At 70.0% G+C, this 18,180-nt stretch carries 13 protein-coding genes and 1 pseudogene; 9 read left to right on the top strand and 5 right to left on the bottom strand.

Translation table 11 applies throughout. The features are described from left to right. Positions 1 to 427: 427 nt before the first annotated feature. Positions 428 to 832 (top strand): hypothetical protein, encoded by a 405-nt coding sequence (locus EAO76_RS23340; protein WP_148837893.1) that lies wholly within the window; start codon positions 428 to 430, stop codon positions 830 to 832. Positions 833 to 945: 113 nt separating this feature from the next. Here EAO76_RS23340 and EAO76_RS23335 read toward each other — a convergent pair whose 3' ends face one another. The 3 genes from EAO76_RS23335 to EAO76_RS23325 form a co-directional block, all read right to left on the bottom strand. After that, a complete protein-coding gene (locus tag EAO76_RS23335; RefSeq protein WP_262375681.1) occupies positions 946 to 1,737 on the bottom strand; it encodes an SDR family NAD(P)-dependent oxidoreductase in 792 nt (263 codons plus the stop codon). A gap of 230 nt (positions 1,738 to 1,967) precedes the next feature. Then, the gene (locus EAO76_RS23330) at positions 1,968 to 2,738 is read right to left on the bottom strand and encodes an alpha-ketoglutarate-dependent dioxygenase AlkB (protein ID WP_148837892.1); all 771 of its coding nucleotides are present in this window, start codon (positions 2,736 to 2,738) and stop codon (positions 1,968 to 1,970) included. Next, positions 2,722 to 3,972 (bottom strand): hypothetical protein, encoded by a 1,251-nt coding sequence (locus tag EAO76_RS23325; RefSeq protein WP_187438755.1) that lies wholly within the window; start codon positions 3,970 to 3,972, stop codon positions 2,722 to 2,724. The genes EAO76_RS23330 and EAO76_RS23325 overlap by 17 nt, the downstream gene beginning before the upstream one ends. Before the next feature lie 189 nt (positions 3,973 to 4,161). Between EAO76_RS23325 and EAO76_RS23320 the strand changes: the two are divergent. Next, positions 4,162 to 4,966, top strand: a pseudogene (locus EAO76_RS23320) (IS5 family transposase). Between the two features lie 146 nt (positions 4,967 to 5,112). Here EAO76_RS23320 and EAO76_RS23315 read toward each other — a convergent pair. Further along, positions 5,113 to 5,520, bottom strand: coding sequence for a hypothetical protein (locus tag EAO76_RS23315; RefSeq protein ID WP_399462655.1), 408 nt, complete (start codon positions 5,518 to 5,520; stop codon positions 5,113 to 5,115). Positions 5,521 to 6,073: 553 nt separating this feature from the next. On the opposite strand from EAO76_RS23315, the gene EAO76_RS23310 reads away from it, so the two are divergent. From EAO76_RS23310 to EAO76_RS23295, 4 genes are all read left to right on the top strand, one after another. Then, positions 6,074 to 7,306 carry a cytochrome P450 gene (locus EAO76_RS23310; protein ID WP_148837891.1) on the top strand — a complete coding sequence of 411 codons (1,233 nt, stop codon included), beginning with the start codon at positions 6,074 to 6,076 and terminating at the stop codon, positions 7,304 to 7,306. A 288-nt stretch (positions 7,307 to 7,594) separates the two neighbouring features. Further along, positions 7,595 to 8,758: an ATP-binding protein gene (locus EAO76_RS23305; protein WP_262375680.1), complete on the top strand. Its 1,164-nt coding sequence runs from the start codon at positions 7,595 to 7,597 to the stop codon at positions 8,756 to 8,758. Positions 8,759 to 8,848: 90 nt separating this feature from the next. Then, positions 8,849 to 9,118, top strand: coding sequence for a hypothetical protein (locus EAO76_RS23300; RefSeq protein WP_148837889.1), 270 nt, complete (start codon positions 8,849 to 8,851; stop codon positions 9,116 to 9,118). Between the two features lie 236 nt (positions 9,119 to 9,354). Continuing rightward, on the top strand, positions 9,355 to 10,464 hold the full coding sequence (locus tag EAO76_RS23295; protein ID WP_148837888.1) for an NAD(P)-binding domain-containing protein: 1,110 nt from the start codon (positions 9,355 to 9,357) through the stop codon (positions 10,462 to 10,464). Positions 10,465 to 10,911: 447 nt separating this feature from the next. On the opposite strand, the gene EAO76_RS23290 is transcribed toward EAO76_RS23295, so the two are convergent. Then, positions 10,912 to 12,717, bottom strand: a complete 1,806-nt coding sequence (locus EAO76_RS23290) for an ABC transporter ATP-binding protein (protein WP_148837887.1) — start codon at positions 12,715 to 12,717, stop codon at positions 10,912 to 10,914. 144 nt (positions 12,718 to 12,861) lie between these two features. Between EAO76_RS23290 and EAO76_RS23285 the strand changes: the two genes are divergently transcribed. From EAO76_RS23285 to EAO76_RS23275, 3 genes are all read left to right on the top strand, one after another. Then, positions 12,862 to 13,305, top strand: a complete 444-nt coding sequence (locus tag EAO76_RS23285; RefSeq protein ID WP_148837886.1) for a MarR family winged helix-turn-helix transcriptional regulator — start codon at positions 12,862 to 12,864, stop codon at positions 13,303 to 13,305. Between the two features lie 77 nt (positions 13,306 to 13,382). Further along, positions 13,383 to 16,334 (top strand): FAD-binding and (Fe-S)-binding domain-containing protein, encoded by a 2,952-nt coding sequence (locus tag EAO76_RS23280; protein WP_148837885.1) that lies wholly within the window; start codon positions 13,383 to 13,385, stop codon positions 16,332 to 16,334. 367 nt (positions 16,335 to 16,701) lie between these two features. After that, positions 16,702 to 18,156, top strand: a complete 1,455-nt coding sequence (locus tag EAO76_RS23275) for a Gfo/Idh/MocA family protein (RefSeq protein ID WP_148837884.1) — start codon at positions 16,702 to 16,704, stop codon at positions 18,154 to 18,156. The last annotated feature ends 24 nt before the right edge of the window (positions 18,157 to 18,180 follow it).

Raw genomic sequence — 18,180 nt, 5'->3', positions numbered from 1 at the left:
TGTCGCCACGGGCCTGCCTATCTTTCCTGCACACAAACTAGCCGCAGGGCAGTGGGGCGGAGCAAAGCGGGTGACGTCGACGCCGGGGCCGCCCCCACCTGGTGTCCGGGCCTGTCCGGCGGGCTGCGGCGGCTTCTCGTCCACGGGTCTCAGCAGGTGGACGGCTCCGTCGGCGCCCGACGCACCCGAAAGGGGCACGACCGATCGCCGAACCGCCCGTCGCGACGGGTATGTCCCCCGTACTGCTCGTCGGGCTCGCCCGGCTCCGCGAGGCGCCCGGAGGGCCGACGGCCGGGACCGTCCGAACTCCCTCCCCGGGACCCGCCTCCCGAGGTGCGCACGGGCGTCTCCCCGGCCTTCGCGGCTGCTGTCAGTGGCCTCTGTCAGGATGCCCCGGTCGACAACGACCCCTGCCCGGAAGGCCACCATGAGCTGGGACGTGCTCCTCCTCCGCCTGCCCGACGACATCACGTCGGTGCAGGAGATTCCCGCCGACCACGCCCCGGCCCCGCTCGGCCCGCGGCACGACGTACTCGCGGCTGTCGCCCGGGCCGTTCCCGGAGCCGATCTCTCGGACCCCGGCTGGGGCACCCTTTCCGGCCCCACGTGGTCGATCGAACTCAACATCGGCTCGAAGGACCCGGTGGACTCGATCATGCTCCACATCCGGGGCTCCGGCGACGACGTGTTGACGCCCGTCTTCCGTCTGGCCGGGTCCCTGCGGTGCGGGGCGCTCGACTGCACCGACGGGGAGCTGCTCGCTCCGGGGCGGCCGTCGGGCTGGCACGCCTTCCAGCAGTTCCGCGACCAGGTGGTCGGGCCGTCCCGGTGACGCCCCGGCACCGGCAGCACCCACGCATGGGCGCCGGTGGCGCTCGCGCGTGGAACCCGGCAACGCTCGCGCGTGGGGCCCGGCGGCGCCGGCCGTCCCGGGCCCCTGTCCGCTCAGACGGCCAGAATGCCGCCGTCCACCGCCACATGGCTGCCGGTGGCGAATGAGGAGCGGTCGCTCAACAGCCACAGGGCCGCTTCCGCCACCTCTCGCGGCTCGGCCATCCGCTTCTGGATCTGGCGCGCGACGAACGCCTCCTCCAGAGCCGGATCGGCCGTCACCGCCGCGTTGATCATTTCCGTCCGGGTGGTGCCCACGATCAAGGAGTTGACGCGGATGCCGGACGCCCCGTATTCGGCGGCCGCGGCCTTCGTCAGGCCCAGGACGGCGTGCTTCGCCGCGACGTAGGGGGATGGCGCGCCGGTGGCGATGAGCCCCGCCGAACTGGCGGTGTTGACGATCGCCCCGCGGCCGGCGTCCAGCATGACGGGGATCTGACGGCGCAGGCAGTTCCACGTCCCGCGTACGTTGACATCCATGACGCGGTCGAAATCCTCTTCCGGCAGCTCGTGCGACCGGCCGAAGGTGGAACCGGCGTAACCGGCGTTGTTGAAGGCGCCGTCGAGGCCGCCGAAGCGTTCGACGGCCGTCGCGACGGCGCGCTCGACGTCGTCGGTCAGCGTCACGTCGCCGACGCTGTGGGCCGCCCGTCCACCGGATGCCTCGATCTCATGGACGAGGTCCTTGAGCCGGTCCTCCCGGCGTGCCATGAGGACGACGGCCGCGCCCTCGGAGGCGAAGAGCCGCGCCGCGGCCTCGCCTATGCCGCTCGACGCTCCGGTGATCATCACGGTCCTGCCGGTCAGCAGGCCGGTGCTGTGCGCTGGGGCTGTTCGCTCGTTCATGACGCGAGTAAACCCGAAGTGGCGATCCGTCACACGGCTTTTGTCGGACGGGTGTTCCCCGATCGGGGTCACCACGGCCACGACAGGTGCTCGCGCCGCTCCCCGCCCGCGGCATCGCTCCGGGGACCGCCCGCAAGGACACCGGCACACGGCTGCGGCCGGGGAAAGGCCCGCGGCGGGCCGTCGGGCGCGCCTCCGCGGCCGGCCCACTTCGTCCCGAGCCTTCGGGGTCAGACGGGCGGCATCAGATCACTCTCGCTGATGGTGTACGCCAGCGGGGGATAGGCGAAGTCCGTTTCGTTGTTCTCACGGCGTCGCAGTCGGTAGAACTCGCTTCTCTGCTCGTCGTCGGCCGACATGAGGCGCGCGCCCTGCGGGAGGTACACGTGTCCGTCGCGAAACCGAACGAGGGTCTTCGACGTACGAAAGGTCATGCCCAGCCATTGATTTTCCACTGCCCGAGCACTCGCCTCCAACACGATTTTATGCTTGAGCCGTCGATTGGATTCGACAGAAAACGCGACGACGCTGTTGTGGGCAAGGGGAATCTCGATTTTCTCGCCCCCGGACTCCTTCGATTCGAAGATCAGCTTCCTCGGCGGGCCGGCCTCGGGATGCCGGTAGCAGGAGAAGACGGCGATGAACGATCCGTCGGCCAGATCGAGGGCCTGATCGGAATGGCTGCCCATGGTCGCGTAAGCGTTCGTATAGCTCTCGACGAGAGCGTTGTTGAAGCCGACCGGAAGCGCCGCGCGTTCCTGGATCCGCTGCGCCAGCCGTTCGTGCACCGTCCGGAAGCGCTGCGCAGGGTCGCCGTATCGGGTGGTGGTGCGTACGAGAGGCACACCGCCCGCCTCGTCGGTCCTGGTGAGTACGGCACCTCGCCGGCCTTTCCCCACGTCTTCCAGACGAGCCGATGCGGACAGTTCCGCGAAGAGGTTCTCCTCGGCCGGAAAAACGCAGGAGAGGATCTCGTCCGAAATCCTAGATCCGAGGGGCACTGTAGTCTCCCGAGTTCATGCTGAAGAGAAATTTTTCGCCGTAATCGACGAAGGACGAGGTTCTGTTCTCCTCGGCGTACAGCCTGCGCAGATCGTCCATTCCGTCCGGCGTGGGCGGCTCCAGCTCCACCAGACCTCCGGCCCTCTTGAGGAATGTCTGGCCGTCCTTGTGAACGGCTTCGGTGCTCGAACAGCGCACCACGTATCCCAGGCGGGTCGGAAGCAGATCGGCGTCCAACGTCGACGGCCGGATTTCGTGCGTATACAAGCGGTTGGTGGACAGCGGCATGAAGAACACGGAACCGGGATAGAGGGTCAGGGCGAACTTCGGCGGGAGCCCGGCCCCGCCGTGTTCCACGGCCGACTCCTTGAGGCGGAACTGAAGCCTGGTCAGCCCGCTGGCCTTCTTCACGCCGTGATCGAAGGCGTCTTCGGCCAGGGGCCGCAGCCTTTCGAGCCCGTCATAGAAAGTGCAGAAGGCCATGATGCCGTTGACGGGCATGTCCTTGGTCTTGTCGGCGTGGGCCGAGATCTTGGCCTTGGACTGCTTGCGCTCGGCCGTGGCAAGGGTGTTGTGATAGGTCTGGGCAAGGACGTGATTCAGCGGTGCATGATTCCGGAAGACGGTGACGGCCTCGCGGTTCAATTCCTCGACGATGCCCGTGTCGGTCGGGCGAAAGCTCTCGGTCGGCCCCGAGAGATTCGTGGAGCACCGGAGCAGGCGGAAATGCAGTTCGTCGCCGTTTCGCGTGACGGGCGTCAGATAGATTCCGCTGCGACGGGCCGTCCCGGGCTTGGTGGACTCCGTCAGGGACTGGAACGCGTGCTCCGCACGGATCCGTCCGAAGTGGTCGGCGTCGAGTCCGAAAAACCGGCGGTAGTACACGCCGACGCCGTGTACGCGGATGGGAACCCGGCCGAGATCGACGAGGGTCCAGGGGCCGTGGGCATGCCCGTGGTAGCCGTGCGACAGCTCCCGGACGACGAACACCCGGGCGGCATCGCGCAGTTGGCGACCGCTGATCCCGGACATGTCACCGCACAGGTAGACGGTCTTCCGCGTGAGGTCGGGCGAACCTGAGGCAAGTTCCTCCGGCGTGATCACGGCCCCGAAGAAGTCCCCGACCAGTTCGTCGAAGTCCCTTCCCAGTTCGTCGTCCTGCAACGCCGAAGGCGCGACCAGGACGTTGCCCGAATCCTCGATGCGGGCTTCTGCCGACTCTGTCGCGTACATCAAACAGCACCCGCCGTTCACAGACCTTGATGAATTTCCCAAAACCTCGGACATGGTAATGGTCCGCACTCTTCCTTTTGCGTTGCACAGCGCAAAGAGCTCGTAACACGATCTTTTTGTAGCACCCTGGTAGAGCGTGACTGGTGTGATGATCCTGGCGTTGGTGAGGGAGTGAGCACTCGGCCGTGGATCGTGGACGATGACTTGTGGGCGCTGATCGAACCGCTGCTGCCACCCTGAGGGCTGTCCCGTGGCCAGAGCGTTCTCCAGGCCCCAGGCCGGTACCGGACAGGCTCTGTTTGCAGGGGATCTTGTACGTTCTGTTCAACGATGTGGCCTGGCAACTCCGGCCGCTGGAACTGGGGTTCGGATCCGGTCAGACCTGCTGGCGATGGCTGGACCGCTGGCAGCAGGGCGGAGTCTTCGACCAGCTCCACCGGCTGCTGCTCGCCCAGCTGAACGCGGCCGACGAACTCGACTGGACTCGCGCGTGCGTGGACGGCTCCCACGTCCGCGCGAAAAAGGGGGCGCCGCGACCGGTCCGTCGCCGGTCGACCGGCGGAAGGCGGGCAGCGAACACCACTTGATCTGTGACGGGAAGGGAACACCGCTCCACGTCATCACCACTGCGGCGAATGTCAACGACATCACGCAGACGCTCAGCCCGGTCGACGGCATCCAGCCGGTGGCCGGACGGCCTGGACACCCGCGGCGGCGCCCCGAATCCGTCCTGGGCGACAAGGCGTACGACTCGACGGCTGTGCGCCGCGAGTGGCGACGCCGACGCATCATGCCGGTGATCTCCCGCAGGGGCGCCCCGAACATCAAGGGCCCGGGCAAGCTCCGCTACGTTGTGGAGCAGACCTTCGCCCTGCTCCACCAGTTCAAACGCCTCGCCGTGCGCTGGGAAAGACACCTCGAACTCCACAACACCTTCATCGCGTTGGCATGCAGCCTCATCCGCCGGCGCCGGCTCAAGAAACCCCAACCATGATCGTGTTTCAGGCTCACCCGACGCAGTTCGGAGCTTGAGGCAGCCTCGCAGATTCATCAACGCATTGGTCGCCACCCGGAGCTGCCGCTCACGGATCGGCCGCCGCCGGGTGTGGTGCCACCACACGCCGGACCGGGCACACTGATCTACTGGGCGGACACCTTGGTGAGCACCAGGGACCACGACCCATCCGGAAGGCTGAACTCCACCTTCCCTCCGCCGCGCGCGTAGAGCTGGACACCGGAGACCTCACCGATGCCACGCTCATCGATGTCCAGGTAGACGAAGTCGCTGCCGCTGCTGTCGACGAACTCCCATTGGCCGTGGAAATCGGCGGGGTCGGACTGCTCGTCTGTCGACAGATCAGTGGCGGTGAATGTGCCGTCGGAATCGAGCGTGATCTCGCCGCCGGTCTTGCCGTTGCGGTACACGCCGGGAAGCTCGTCGGGGTCGACCGAGTACGCACACCCTGAGATGAGTGCCGAAGAAGCGGCCAGTACAGCGACGGACCACCGTCCGACTATCCCCCTGATCATCCTGTCCCCCCTGATCATCACGGCCCCAGCGTATCGAACTGCCGAATCGTCGCACTGGTCACCCCGACCAGGAAGCCTCAACAAGATCGTGTTACGAGCTCAAAGGAAAGGAGACGGACCGTCGAGATCCGCGATGCTCCCACGGAGCCCGACAGCGGGCAACGAGGTTCTGCCGTACGGACAGTGCGCGGAGCCGCCACCCGGTCGGCGGCGTCGCGCTGCTCGTCCCCCGGGCGGTTTCTCGCGCGGCACCGCATCGGGTCCGGGCCGTCGGCGGTGTGATGGCTTCATGCTCCCCGAGCACTGTGTGACCAGGAACCACGTCGAGGTGGGGCATGGACGTGTGCTGCCGCCACAGTCATCGCCCCTCCCGGTTCCGTCCGCGGAGCACTCGTCGAGGAACAGGGCCTCGTGCGTGTCACAGATCCACCGGCTGCCCGGTCCATGGGGTGACGGCATCGGCCGGAGGGCGGGTTTCCTCTCCCCGGGCCTCCGGCGTCATCACCACTCGCAGCACGTGCCACCCGCTCCGTCAGGAATCGTGCGCACCTGCCAGAAAGGAACTCCGGACATGACCGATGACCAGCCGCTCGTCCTCGACCCCACCGGTGCCGACCACCACGCCGAGGACCGAAGCCTGCGCGCCCGCGGGGCGGCCACGCTCGTCGACATCCTCGGGGTGACCGCGTGGTCCATATCCGATCCCGGCCTCCTGAAGCGTCTCCTGACGCGTGCGTGCGTCTCCAAGGACGCCCGAGCGCACTGGCCCGCCTTCGCCGACACCGTCCCCACCTGGCCACTCGCTCTCTGGGTGACGGTCGACAACATGTTCACCGCTTACGGCAGCGACCACCGCCGTCTGCGCCGTCTGGTCGCCCCGGCCTTCTCGGCCCGCCGCGTCGCCGCCCTGACGCCCGTCGTCGAGGACCTCGTCACCGGCATCCTCGACGACCTGGACGCCCTCCCGGCCGGTGAAGTCGTCGACCTGCGCGAGCGCCTGGCCCATCCGCTGCCGATCGCGGTCATCGGCCGGATGCTGGGTCTTTCCCCCGTCCGGCTGAACGGGCTCCGTACCGTGGTGGACCGGGTGTTCGACACGACCCTCTCCGCCGACGAGGCCGTCGCGAACACGACCACCCTCTACCGGCTCCTCGACGAGTTGATCGCCGTGAAGCAGTCCTCGCCCGGCGACGACATGACCTCCCTCCTGATCGCCACCCGCGACGAGGAGGGCGACGGCAGCGCCCTCGGCCACGCCGAACTGCGCGGCACCCTCGTGCTGATGATCAGCGCGGGGTACGAGACGACCCTCAACGTCATCGACCAGGCCATCGCTTCCCTGCTGACCGATCCGGAGCAACTGGCCCACGTCCGCGCGGGCCGGTGCGACTGGAACGACGTCGTCGAGGAGACGCTGCGCCACGAGCCGGCCATCAAGCACCTGCCCCTGCGCTACGCGCTGGAGGACATCCCCCTGCCCGACGGACGGACGATCCGGGCCGGGGAGGCGATCCTCGCCTCCTACGCGGCCGCCAACCGCCACCCGGACTGGCACGGCCGGGACGCCGACCTCTTCGACGCCACCCGGGCCGCCAAGGACCACCTGGCTTTCGGGCACGGCGTCCACTACTGCCTCGGCGCCCCTCTCGCCCGCCTCGAAGTCGCCACCGTCCTGCGTCAGTTGTTCACACGCTTTCCCGACGCCCGGCTCGCGGTGCCCGCCGAAGAACTGCGGCCGCTGCCGACCCTGATCAGCAACGGACACGTGACCCTGCCCGTTCGGCTGCGGCCGGTCGCCCGGTAGCGGCTCCACCGACGACAGGAGCGGCCACGGCCCCGGACGCATCGCCGGGCGGCGCATGGGACCCGGCACCTCGTTTACCGGCCTCGGGGCCGCCGACAAGGGTGCCGTTCACGCCCTCGACGGGGCCGTGGCGGCACTCCGGCGATGATTCGCCACCCCTGGGCCGACCGCTTCCGGACAGCCGCTCACACGCCCGCCCACGACATCGAGGAAAAGGCCCTGACCTGGCATTTTCCTGGGATTCTCCTACTCTGGGGAGTTCTGCCGGACACCATCGGACGGGGCATCGTGGACGAGGAAGCCACCAGGTACGACGCCAGCGACATCCAGGTACTGGAGGGGTGGGAAGCCGTTCGGAAACGGCCCGGAATGTACATCGGCTCGACAGGTGAACGCGGCCTGCGCCACATGGTGTTCGAGGTCGCGGACCGGGCGGTGAACGAGGTTCTGGACGGCCGTGCCGCCTCCGTCGACGTCACCCTCACGCCCGACGGCGGCGTCCGTGTCACCGACGACGGGCCGGGCATTGCCCTCGACGGGACGGGAGCCGTCGGCGGCCCCGGGCTCGAAGCCCTGCTCACCCAGATGCGGACCGGGACGGGAGCCGAAGGCCGCCACAACGTGACGCAGGGCTTCTGCGGCGTGGGGCCCGCCGTCGTCAATGCCCTGTCGCGACGGATGACGGCCGAGGTGCGGTGCGAGGGAGCCCGCTGGGTACAGGAGTACGCGCGCGGCATGGCCACCACCCCGATCACCGAAGCGGGTACGGCAGCTGGAAGCGGGACCACCATCGCCTTCTGGCCCGACGCCGACATCTTCGGAGCCGCGGAGTTCTCGTTCGACGGGCTGGAGGAGCGATTCCGGGAACTGGCCTTCCTGAACCAGGGCCTGGACATCTCCCTGACCGACCTGCGTCGCCCGGACGAGCCCCGGTCGGTGCGGCTCCGCTTCCCGGACGGGGCGCGGGACTTCGTCGCCTTCCTCGACGGCCGCACGGCGGCGTCCGCCCCCATGGACACCATCGCCTTCGAGCACGAGGACCCCCGGATGGCGGGGACGATGGAGGTGGCCTTCCGCTGGTGCGACCGCCCCGGGGAGCGGGTCCGGACCTTCGCCAACAGCCGGCCCACCGTCGACGGCACGCACGCGGTGGGTTTCCGCGACGGAATGACGGCCGCGATCACCGCGTACGCGCGGGAACAGGGGCTGCTGACAGCCACGGACCCCGGCTTCGGCACCGGGCGGATCGGCGAGGGACTGACGGCGGTCGTGTCGGTGAAGCTGGACCGTCCCGAGTTCAAGGGCTCCACGCGGGGCGTGCTGGGCAACGCCGAAGTACGCGACTGCGTCGGACAGGCCGTCCGGGACCACCTCGGCAGGTGGCTGGAGGAAGGCCCGGAGCGGGCCGCAGCCGTCATCGATCGGATCGCCCGGGGGGTCCGCCGGGACTGACCCACGACGAAGCGCCCTGCCGGTCCGGAAAGACGGGGCCGGCGGGGCGTCGGGGAAGGCGGAGCCCTCGAACCCCCTGCCACCGCGGCCATGCGCACGGTCCGGTTCGCCGCCACCATCCTGCGGCCCGACGCCCCCGACGCCCCACTGCCCGGCTTCCGCCAGGACGGCGAACGTCTGCTTCAGCTCGCCGCCGAATGGCGCGAGACGGCGCTCGAACTCGGCGAGTTCGCACCGGAGCGCCCTGCCCTGCGGCTCGTCTCCTCCTCCGGACCGGACGGGAAGCACCCGACCGAGCCGCCGGCCCCGGACGGAACCACGCCCGCGGGCCCGCCCGGACACTCGCCCCCAGGGGCATGATCGCTCTCGGCCCCATCGGCCGTACCGATGCCCCGAGGCCGTATGCGATCCCATGGTTTGCGAGATCACCGCCGCACCGGGTGAGTCCGGGGGCAGGAGGAGCAGGAGCCGGAGGGCCGGGACCGGAGCCGATGATCCGGGCCGGGGCGCTCCCCCGGGTCCCTGGCCCTCCCCCGCGCCGTCCCGGGAAGATCCTCACCCCCGCGACAGTTAGTAGAAGCGTGAACAATTTTGGGGTGGCTGCGGCCCGTACGGTCGATGTCGTCGTGATCGGCGCCGGACAGGCGGGCCTGTCCGGCGCCCACCATCTGCGGCGCACCGGCCTGGAACCCGATCGCGACTTCGTCGTGCTCGACCACGCCCCGCGCCCCGGCGGCGCCTGGCAGTTCCGCTGGCCCTCGCTGACCTACGGCAAGGTCCACGGCATGCACGCGCTGCCGGGCATGGAGCTCACCGGGGCCGATGACGACCGCCCCTCCTCCGAGGTCATCGGCGAGTACTTCGAGCGGTACGAGCACGCCTTCGACCTGCGGGTCCACCGCCCCGTCGAGGTGAGCGCGGTGCGCGAGGGCGGGGACGGACGGCTGCTCGTCGAGACGTCCGAGGGCACGTACGCCACCCGCGCCCTCATCAACGCCACCGGCACCTGGGACCGGCCGTTCTGGCCGCGCTACCCGGGCCAGGAGAGCTTCCGGGGGCGGCAGTTGCACACCGCGAACTACCCGGGCCCGGCCGAGTTCGCCGGACAGCGCGTGGTGGTGGTCGGCGGGGGCGCCTCCGGCACGCAGCACCTGATGGAGATCGCCGACGTGGCGGCCGAGACGTACTGGGTGACGCGTCGGCCGCCGGTCTTCCGGGAAGGCCCGTTCGACGCGGACCGGGGTCGGGCCGCGGTGGCGATGGTGGAGGAACGGGTCAGGCGAGGGCTGCCGCCGCAGAGCGTGGTGAGCGTGACCGGGCTGCCGCTCACCGACGCCGTCCGGCGCGCCCGCGAACAGGGGGTGCTCGACCGGCTGCCGATGTTCGACCGCATCACGCCCGACGGGGTCGCCTGGGACGACGGCCGGACGGTCGAGGCGGACGTCATCCTCTGGGCGACCGGCTTCCGGGCCGCCATCGACCACCTCGCACCGCTGAAGCTGCGCGAGCCGGGCGGCGGCATCCGGGTCGAGGGCACACGGGCGGTGCGGGACCCCCGTGTCCATCTTGTCGGCTACGGGCCGTCCGCCAGCACGATCGGCGCCAACCGGGCGGGGCGGGCCGCGGTGCACGAGATCGCCCGGCTGCTGGAGGGGCGGGACGCCACGGCACGGACCGACGAGGAATTCGCACCCGTCACATCGTGAGGGGACGACACGCCCCCGAACGGCACGAGCCCTGGCCCCTGCGAGCCGGGGCCGCATGCCCCACTCCGGAAAACAGAACACACGAACAAGGGATCGGGTGTTCGCTGGAACGCGTGATCGTTTCGCCATTCGTTGCCCGAGGCACCTGCGACGCATGATGATTACAGGGCGCAAGCGACGGGCTGCAGACCGCGACTGTGCTGTCCCACATATGCATCGCACAAGGAGAAACACCGAATGAACGTCATCACCAACCTGCTCGCCGGCATCGTCCACTTCGTGGGTTGGCTCGTCTGACCATCGCCCCGCCCGACGCCGTCGCTCCCCGTCCCACGGGAGCGGCGGCGTCGCCGCTTTTCCGGACGGATCGCAATCGGGACCGGCGGAACCGGGCGCGTGCGGGCGGGGCGGACCGAGCAAGCAGGAGCAAAGCCGCCCCGTCCCCGATCACCCCGTGACAGGGGCGAGTCGGGTGTCCCGGCGGACCAGGGCGGCATAGCGGCCTTCCCGCGCCAGGAGTTCCTCATGGGTGCCGCGCTCGGCGATCCGGCCGCCGTCCAGGACGACGATCTGGTCCGCGTCGCGGACGGTGGAGAGCCGGTGCGCGATGGTGATGGTGGTGCGGCCCTCGGAAAGCGCGTCGATCGCCTCCTGCACGGCGAACTCCGTGCGGGTGTCCAGGGCGCTCGTCGCCTCGTCGAGCACGAGCACGGGCGGGTCCCGCAGGATCGTACGGGCGATGGCGAGGCGCTGCTTCTCGCCTCCCGAGAAGCGGTGGCCGCGCTCGCCGACGAGGGTGTCGTAGCCGTCGGGGAGCGAGGCGATGTGGTCGTGGATCTGCGCCGCGCGGGCCGCCGTCTCGATCTCCTCGTCGGTGGCGTCCGGCTTGGCGAAGCGCAGGTTGTCGGCGACCGAGGCGTGGAAGAGGTACGTCTCCTGGGAGACCACTCCCACGGCCCTCGCCAGGGTGTCGAAGTCCAGGTCGCGCACGTCGACGCCGTCGAGCGTGACCCTGCCGCCGGTGACGTCGTAGAGCCTGGGCACCAGGTGGCCGAGGGTGGACTTGCCCGATCCGGTCGGTCCGACGACCGCCAGGCTGCTGCCGGCCGGGACGGTGAGGTCGATGCCGCCGAGCGTCGGCCCGCTCTTGTCGTCGTAGCCGAAGTCGACGTCCTCGAAGCGGATCTCGCCGCGGATCTCCGTGGGCCGGACGGGGTTCTCGGGCTCGGTGATGTCGACGTCGAGGTCCAGGTACTCGAAGATCCGCTGGAAGAGCGCGAGGGACGTCTGCATCTGCACCCCGGTGGAGAGCAGGCTCACGGCGGGCCGGAAGAGGCCCTGCTGGAGCGAGACGAAGGCGACGAGCGTGCCGATGGAGACCGCCGGTCCGCCGGACTGCAGGGCGATCCCCGCCGCCCAGTAGATGACGGCGGGCATGGCGGCCATGACGATGCCGATCGTCGACATCCGCCACCGCCCGGCCATGTTGGAGCGCACTTCGAGGTCGACGAGCTTCTCGGACTCCTCGGCGAAGTTCTTGACGAGGGAGTCCGAGCGGCCCATCGTCCGGCCGAGCAGGATGCCGCTGACGGAGAGCGACTCGGTGACCGTGGCCGCCATGGCGGCCATCTGCTTCTGGCGCCGGGTGGTGATCCTCTTGCGTTCCCGGCCGACCCGGCGGCTGATCCACACGAAGACCGGCAGCAGGAGCAGCGAGACCAGGGTGAGCCGCCAGTCGAGCGCCAGCATGGCGACGACCGTGGCGACGACGGCGGTGAGGTTGGAGACCAGCGACGTCGCGGTGGAGGTGACGGTCGCCTGCATGCCGCCGATGTCGTTGGCGATGCGGGACTGCACCTCACCGGTGCGGGTCCGGGTGAAGAAGGCGAGCGACATCCGCTGCAACTGGGCGTAGACCGCGGTGCGCAGATCGTGCATGACGCGCTGGCCGACCGTGGTGGAGATCAGGGTCTGCAGGACTCCGAAGACGCTGTTCATCACGGCGGTGAGGATCATGCCGAGGGCGAGCAGCGACAGCAGTCCCGTACGCCCCTGGGGAATGGCCGTGTCCAGGATCTCGCGCAGCAGGAACGGCGAGGCGACCGACACCAGCGACGAGGCGCCGACGAGCAGTCCGACCAGCGCGAGCCGGCCGCGGTAGGGGCGGAAGAGGCGCAGGATGCGTCGCACCTCGGCGGGCGGGCGCTCCTCGTCCCGCGGCGGGGGCGTCCAGTTGATTTCGTCGGGTTTCATGGGCTCCTTCGTCGGGCGTGCGAGAGCCGTCGGCCGTGCGGCAGCGGCGGCTCGACCCTGAGGGATCGACCGGTCAGGACTTTTGGGAGCATAGCTCATTGTTACCTATACTCACAATGTACAAGGTCCTGATATTGTTCCCCCATGGACTCCTCCGACGCCGACGGCGTCCTCGCCGAGCAGCTGTTGCGGGTCACCCGCAGGCTCCAGCGGATCCAGAGCCGCCAGCTGGAGCCGATCGGCATCACCCCCGCGCAGTTCCGCCTGCTCCGCACCGTCGCGCACTACGACGGCCCGCCCCGGATGGCGGATCTGGCCCAGCGCCTGGACGTGGTCCCGCGTGCCGTGACGAGCCTGGTCGACGGCCTGGAGGCGAGCGGCCGGGTGCGTCGCGCCCCCGATCCGGACAACCGCCGGGTGGTCCGGATCGAGATGACCGAGGAGGGCCGCGCCACCCTCCGGTCGCTGCGCGACGCGCGCCGGGCGGCCGCGGAGGAGATCCTGGCTCCATTGACCGTCGAACAGCGCGAGGTGCTCGGCGGACTGCTGACCGCCCTGGTCAACGGAATGCCGGAGCGCCGCTGTTAGACGCGCGGCCGCGCTCCGCCCGACGGGCGCGGGCGTGTCCGCCGCCGTACCGACCGAACCGCCGAGGAGAACCCGACATGCCACTGCTGGAGCCGAAGCCGGAAGCACTCCGCCCCGAGGTGCCGCGCACGCCCTCCGTGGACAGGGTTCCCGCCCGCCAGGCTCCGGGCACCCCCGATGCGCTGCGCGACGAACTGGTCGCCCTGCTCGGGCCGGAGAAGGTGCTGTGGAAGGTCTCCGACCTGGTGAAGTACGCCTCCGACGCCAGTCCCTACCGGTTCGTCCCCCAGGTCGTCGTGGTCCCGGAGGACATCGACGACGTCTCCGCGATCCTGTCGTACGCGCACGGCAGGGGCCGCGAAGTGGTCTTCCGGGCCGCCGGCACCAGTCTGAACGGGCAGGCCCAGGGCGAGGACATCCTCGTCGACGTGCGCCACCACTGGGCGGGCATCGAGGTCCTGGACGACGGCGCGCGGGCCCGCATCCGCCCGGGGACGACGGTCCTGCGGGCCAACGCCACCCTCGCCCGGTACGGCCGGCTGCTGGGCCCCGACCCGGCCAGCGCCATCGCCTGCACGATCGGCGGAGTCGTCGCCAACAACGCCTCCGGGATGACCGCGGGCACGACCCGCAATTCCTACCGCACGGTCTCCTCCCTCACCTTCGTGCTGCCGAGCGGCACCGTCGTCGACACCGGCGACCCGGCGGCGGACGAGGACCTGGCCCACGCCGAGCCGCGGCTGTGCGAGGCGCTGATGGCGCTGAAGGCGGAGATCGAGGCGGACGCCGGACTCACCGCCCGGATCCGCGCCAAGTACGAGATCAAGAACACCAACGGCTACCGGCTCGACGCCTTCCTGGACGGCGCCACGCCCGTACAGATCCTGCGCGGTCTGATGGTCGGTTCCGAGGGCACCTTCGGTTTCATCTCCGAGGTCGTCTTCGACACCCTGCCGCTCGACCGCCACGTCTCGACGGCCCTGCTGTTCTTCCCGTCCCTGACCGCCGCCGCGGCGGCCGTGCCCCGTTTCAACGAGGCGGGGGCGATCGCCGTCGAGCTGATGGACGGCAACACGCTGCGCGCGTCGGTGAGCGTCCGGGGCGTGCCCGCGGACTGGGCCGGGCTGCCCAAGGAGACCGCGGCCCTGCTGGTGGAGTTCCGGGCCCCCGACGAGGCGGGCCAGGAGGCGTACGAGCGGGCGGCCGCGGCCGTCGTCGAGGAGCTCGACCTGGTCGCCCCGGTGGCGTCGGTGACCAATGGCTTCACCCGTGACGCCGGGACCATCGCGGGCTACTGGAAGGCCCGCAAGGCGTTCGTCACCGCGGTCGGCGGCTCCCGGCCCTCGGGCACGACGCTGATCACGGAGGACTTCGCGGTGCCGCCCTCCAGGCTGGCCGACGCCTGCGAGGCCCTGCTCGCACTCCAGGAGGAACACGGCTTCGACGCCGCCGTGGCGGGCCACGCGGCGCACGGCAATCTGCACTTCCTGCTCGCCTTCGACGCGGCGAAGCCGTCCGACGTCGAGCGCTACGCCGCGTTCATGGACGACTTCTGCCGGCTGACGGTGGAGCGCTTCGACGGCTCGTTGAAGGCCGAGCACGCCACCGGCCGCAACATCGCCCCCTTCCTGGAGCTGGAGTGGGGTCCGAAGGCGACCGAGCTGATGTGGCGCACCAAGCAGGTCATCGACCCCGACGGGGTGCTGGCCCCCCGCATCGTCCTCGACCGCGACCCGAGGGCCCATCTGCGCGGGCTGAAGACCATTCCCGAGGTCGAGCCGGTCGCCGACCCCTGCATCGAGTGCGGTTTCTGCGAACCCACCTGCCCCAGCCACGACCTGACGACCTCGCCGCGCCAACGGATCGTGCTGCGCCGGGAGATGATGCGGCAGCCGGACGGCTCCCCCGTGCAGACGCAGCTGCTCGACTCGTACGGCTACGACGCCGTCGACACCTGCGCCGGCGATTCGACCTGCAAGCTCGCCTGCCCGGTGGGCATCGACACCGGCGCCATGATGAAGGACTTCCGCCATCGGCGGCATTCGCCCCGCGAGGAGCGGATCGCGGCGCTCACCGCGAAGAACTTCAAGGCGGTGGAGGCCGCGGCCCGGCTCGCGATCGCCGCGGCCGACCGGATCGGCGACCGCATCGGCGACGGGCCGCTGGAGACCATCACCGGGCTCGCCCGCCGGGCCGTGCGCCCCGACCTGGTGCCCGAATGGCTGCCCGAGATCCCCGGCGCCGCCGCCCGGCAGCTGCCCCGTACCTCCCGTACCGGAGCGAGCGCCGTCTACTACCCGGCGTGCGTGAACCGCATCTTCGGCGGGCCCGAGGGGCATCGCGGCCCGTCGCTGCCGGAGGCGGTCGTCGCGGTCTCCGCCCGTGCCGGAAAGCCGGTGTGGATCCCGGACGACGTCGCGGGGACCTGCTGCGCGACGATCTGGCACTCCAAGGGGTACGACGAAGGCAACACCGTGATGGCCAACCGCATCGTGGAGGCCGCCTGGGGCTGGACGGCGGGCGGAAAACTGCCGCTGGTCGTGGACGCCTCCTCGTGCACCCTGGGCATCGCCCACGAGGTGGTGCCGTACCTCACCGAGGACAACCTCGAACTGCACCGGGAGCTGACCGTCGTCGACTCCCTCGTCTGGGCGGCCGACGAACTGCTCCCGGAGCTGACCGTGCTGCGGAAGACCGGTTCGGCGGTGCTGCACCCGACGTGCTCCATGCAGCACCTGGGCGATGTGGAGCAGTTGCGCGCGGTCGCCGAGGCGTGCGCGGAGGAGGTCGTGATCCCCGACGACGCCGGATGCTGCGCCTTCGCGGGCGACCGCGGCATGCTGCACAAGGAGTTGACGCAGTCCGCCACGGCGAAGGAGGCCGCCGAGGTGAGGCAACGGGAGTACGACGCCCATCTCTCGGCCAACCGGATGTGCGAGATCGGGATGGACCGGGCCACGGGCCGTTCGTACTACTCGGTCCTGATGGAGCTGGAACGGGCGACGCGACCGGGACCGGTCGGGCGGTGACGCCCTCGTCCCCCGGGCAGCGGTAGACGGCGGCCCCGCGGACCGACCCGCCGGACGGGCCCGAACCCTCGGGCCCGTCCGGCTTTTCCGTGCCCGTGCGCGCGAGGAGTTCGCAGGGCGGACCCGCGGACGCGGCACGTTCGCGTGTGCAGCAGGTTCGCACACACCGCACGTGCGCGTACCTGGAAGCGCACGCGCGCACGAAAGTTCGCACGTGCACGAAAAGTCCTTCCCGCGCGCACAAAAGTCCATGGTTTCAAAGCAGGAGTCCAATCGCTCCCCTTGCGCACCAGCAGTGCCAACTACCAAGGTCCTTACCGAGGTTCATTCAGAAGCCGCGCACGTCAGACCCCCTTCCGGAGGATCGATGAACGACGCAGCACAGCAGGACGACGGCACTCAGGGCGGCGACGAGGGCTCGATGAGCCGTCGCTCGGTCCTGCGCACGACCGCCGGTGTGGCCGGTGCCGGGCTCGGGCTCGGCGCCCTCGCCGGTGGTACCGCGTCCGCCGCCACCCCTGCCCGGAGCCCCGAGGACACCGCCGCGGAACAGACGTCCGTCCCCAGGCGCCAGGGGCGCACCATGGCGGGGGTGCCGTTCGACCGGCGCTCCACCGTCCGGGTCGGCATCGTCGGCCTCGGCAACCGCGGTGGCAGCATGATCGACCTCTTCCTCGCCGTCAGCGGTGTGCAGGTCGTCGCCGTCTGCGACCCGGTCAAGGACAAGGCGCAGCGGGCCGCGGCGAAGGTGACCGCGGCGGGCCAGCCGGCGCCCGCCGTCTACACCAACGGCGAGGACGACTACGAGAACCTCTGCAGGCGCGGGGACATCGACTTCGTCTATGTGGCGACGCCCTGGGACTTCCACTTCCAGATGGCGAAGACCGCCATGCTGAACGGCAAGCACGTCGGCGTGGAGTGCCCGATCGCGCTCCAACTCGATCAGCTCTGGGAGCTGGTCGACCTCTCCGAGCGCACCAGACGCCACTGCATGCAGTTGGAGAACTGCTGTTACGGGCGGAACGAGATGCGGGTGCTGCGCATGGCGCACGCCGGGCTCTTCGGCGACCTCCTGCACGGCGCGGGCGCGTACAACCACGATCTGCGCGGCCTGATGTTCGACCCTGACTACTACGAGGGGCCCTGGCGCAGGCTGTGGCACACCCGGCTGCGCGGCGACCTCTACCCCAACCACGGTTTCGGTCCGGTCGCCAACTACATGGACATCAACCGCGGTGACCGCGCGGTGAGCATCACCAGTGTCGGTTCCCCGGCGCTCGGACTCGCCGAGTACCGCGAGAAGCACATGCCGGCCGGTGACCCGAGCTGGAAGGAGACCTACATCGAGTCCGACCGGACGATCAGTCTCGTCCAGACCGCCAAGGGACGGGTCATCCGGCTGGAGCACGACGTGTCCACCCCGCACCCCTACTCCCGGATCAACAGCCTCGGCGGGACGAAGGGCGTCTTCGAGGACTACCCCGCGCGCATCTACATCGAGCCCGACCACACGAACGACAGCTGGGGCGACTTCTCCAAGTACCAGGACTGGGACCACTGGCTGTGGAAGGAGCACGCCAACCCGCCCGGTGGTCACGGCGGCATGGACTACATGCTGGTGTTCCGGCTGATGCAGTGCATGCGGCTCGGTCTCGTCCCCGACTTCGACGTGTACGACGCGGCGACGTGGACGGCGCCCGTGCCGCTCAGCCACCTGTCGATCAAGGCGAAGGGCGCGCCGCAGCAGATCCCCGACTTCACCCGCGGCGAGTGGAAGAAGGCCCGTTCCGGAATGGACTCGGAGGACCCGGAGAAGGCCTGACGTCCCAGGTCGGGGCCGTGGGTC

Source organism: Streptomyces sp. sk2.1 (assembly GCF_008120935.1).
In the GTDB taxonomy this organism is placed as follows: Bacteria; Actinomycetota; Actinomycetes; order Streptomycetales; family Streptomycetaceae; genus Streptomyces.
The sequence above is the reverse complement of the archived record's forward strand: the minus strand, read 5'-3'. Positions and strand labels throughout refer to the sequence as shown.